4 protein-coding genes are annotated in these 2,282 nt (G+C 23.5%); all 4 read right to left on the reverse strand.

Going from position 1 to position 2,282, the window contains the following annotated elements; all coding sequences use genetic code 11:
* Positions 1–154: IS66 family insertion sequence element accessory protein TnpA (tnpA, locus tag EIC27_RS08505; RefSeq protein ID WP_410519450.1), on the reverse strand; the 154-nt coding region annotated here is incomplete at its 3' end.
* A 93-nt stretch (positions 155–247) separates the two neighbouring features.
* A complete protein-coding gene (locus EIC27_RS06670; RefSeq protein WP_126045272.1) occupies positions 248–520 on the reverse strand; it encodes a DUF3035 domain-containing protein in 273 nt (90 codons plus the stop codon).
* 266 nt (positions 521–786) lie between these two features.
* On the reverse strand, positions 787–1,581 hold the full coding sequence (locus EIC27_RS06675) for an alpha/beta fold hydrolase (RefSeq protein ID WP_205702365.1): 795 nt from the start codon (positions 1,579–1,581) through the stop codon (positions 787–789).
* A gap of 440 nt (positions 1,582–2,021) precedes the next feature.
* On the reverse strand, positions 2,022–2,282 hold a 261-nt coding region (locus tag EIC27_RS08510; protein WP_153183780.1), incomplete at its 5' end, for a single-stranded DNA-binding protein.

Here is a 2,282-nt window from a genome sequence, read left to right on the forward strand (position 1 = left end):
CTACAAGAATTCTGTGCCATTTATAAAATGTACTTCTCGGCACATTCTTTTGCTTACAAAATTCATATTTACTTACATTACTTTTTTTATATTCTTCTACTAGCTCTTTCCATTTTTCATTACTTATTCTTTTTTTCTTTTTTTCTAATAGCATCAGTAGCCTCTATTTTTTTAGGCTTTTGTTCTACCACTTATTTTTATTCTTGCCTAGATGCCCTTATTTTAGCTCTTACCAAAAGGACGTGTATCAAAATTTACTTAAAAACTTTTTATCTTCTTTAGATAAAAGATTTTTATCATTTATATTTTTTGTAGTCTGATCATTTTGACTATTAGCATTGCTATCTAATAAATTAGGGTCTTTTAATTGAAACATAGGAGGCACTGTTAAAGGCTGATTAGGGACAATTGTAAATTCATCAGGAGAACCTTTACTTAAGCCTAAATTTGACATTGTTTTTTTGCTACATCCAGTTAATGTTAATACTAAAAACGATAGTAGAACTAATTTTTTATACATATTTTTTTAAAAAAAACCTTTTTTAGTAGATTATATGTAAATATTTATTAATTAAAAGAGAATTTACTTTAAATTTTAATTTAGAGACTGAATTTTAGAAAAAAAGTATATATATCAACCTTATTACTAGAATTGATTCACACAAAAATTTTAAAAAATTATTTTAGATAATATTTTCTCATAGTTATGTGAAGATATAGAGTTATCAAATTATTGTAAAAACAAAATATTAAAGTACCCCTACTCTATTATATTCCTATAAATATTTATTTTTGCTTTTTTAATATATGTGATATTAGAAGATTTTGAAGTTCTAGAAATCTTAATATCATTGCATTTATTTGTTCAGGTACTTCTAATGTTGCCCAACATTTTGAACCAACAACTTTTCCAATTTCAAAATTCTTATTTAAATTATTTATCTTATTATATGAGCAATGATGTTCATCTGTTATAATACACAATGTTGGTATATTAATTGCAAGAAGCTTTTCATTACAATTTTTATTCCAATTAATCAGATCTTTAAAAATTGAAATTAAAATTCTCACTGAAACACTTTTAAAACTTTGCTTAGCAATTAATTTTATATCATTTGGAGCTTTAATAAACAGTAAGCTTGTTAAATCTTCAATAAAATGTTCAATATTTGGAGTATTTAATTTATCAATAAATTCCTCAATCTCTAAAATAAAATTTTCTTTCATAAATAATGGTGGATCAATTAAAATTAATTCATCAATAAACTCATCTCCATTATTGTTTAAAATTTCTATTCCAATATTTGCCCCGTTATTTAAACCTATAAGACAAATATTATTAAGATTTAACTTTTTGATAAATTTTATAATAATTTTTGCATATTTTAGTATTGAATATTGTTTATCCATTGTTTTAGTTAGGCCATGGCCTGGTAAATCTATTGCAAAAACTTTACCAATATTACTAAATATTTTTATTTGCTCCTGAAAAAATTTGTGATTGCCACCTGCATTATGAATCATAACAAAAATTTTTTCTGCTTTACCCTCTTCTTTATAGTAAATATTTTCATTATCCAATTTTAAGTGCATGTTAAATTTTTAGAGATTTTAGTATTATTAAAACAAACAATTTATTGCGAGTAAAGTACTAGTAAATAATTTTGATTAATATGATATTAATAAAGTAAGATTCAGCATAAAATATAGGTTTTTTATATTATAAGATAATTTAAGCTGTTATTGTTAAGATTTAAAATTAAAAATACTCAACACTTTGCGATAAAAAAGCTGAAAAGTTTTAAATTTTAAAAAGTGAGTAAAATGGTGAACTAGATTTTATTAGAATAATTCTCAATCAGTTGTTGTTTATATTCATAAGCTTATCCTCTGAGAGAATATATTAGCTAAAATATACTGTATAAAAATCACTTACTATAACTATTTAATTTTACTACCTTAAAGTCTCTGTCCAAACTTCAATATTGAATAAAAAAATATAATTTCATGAAGTCATGAAGTTAAAATGGTATTTCATCTTTAATTTCTTCAGCATCATAATCATCATTAACACTAGGAGTGCTATTTTTGTTGTCAAAAGCAATTTTATTTGTACTGGCTTGGTATCCAGCTTTAGAATCCATAAGCATAATAGTGCTATTAAATTGGCTTAAAATTACCTCAGTAGTATATTTTTTATTGCCCTCTTGATCTGTATATTCTCTTGTCTGCAGTTTTCCTTCTACATAAAGTTTACTTCCTTTTTTAACATAATTCTTAAC

This window comes from Candidatus Aquarickettsia rohweri (assembly GCF_003953955.1).
Taxonomy (GTDB): Bacteria; Pseudomonadota; Alphaproteobacteria; order Rickettsiales; family Midichloriaceae; genus Aquirickettsia; species Aquirickettsia rohweri.

Coding starts and splice junctions, on each gene's coding strand:
- EIC27_RS06670 (WP_126045272.1), bottom strand. CDS start 520: ATGTATAAAAAATTAGTTCTACTATCGTTTTTAGTATTAACATTAACT.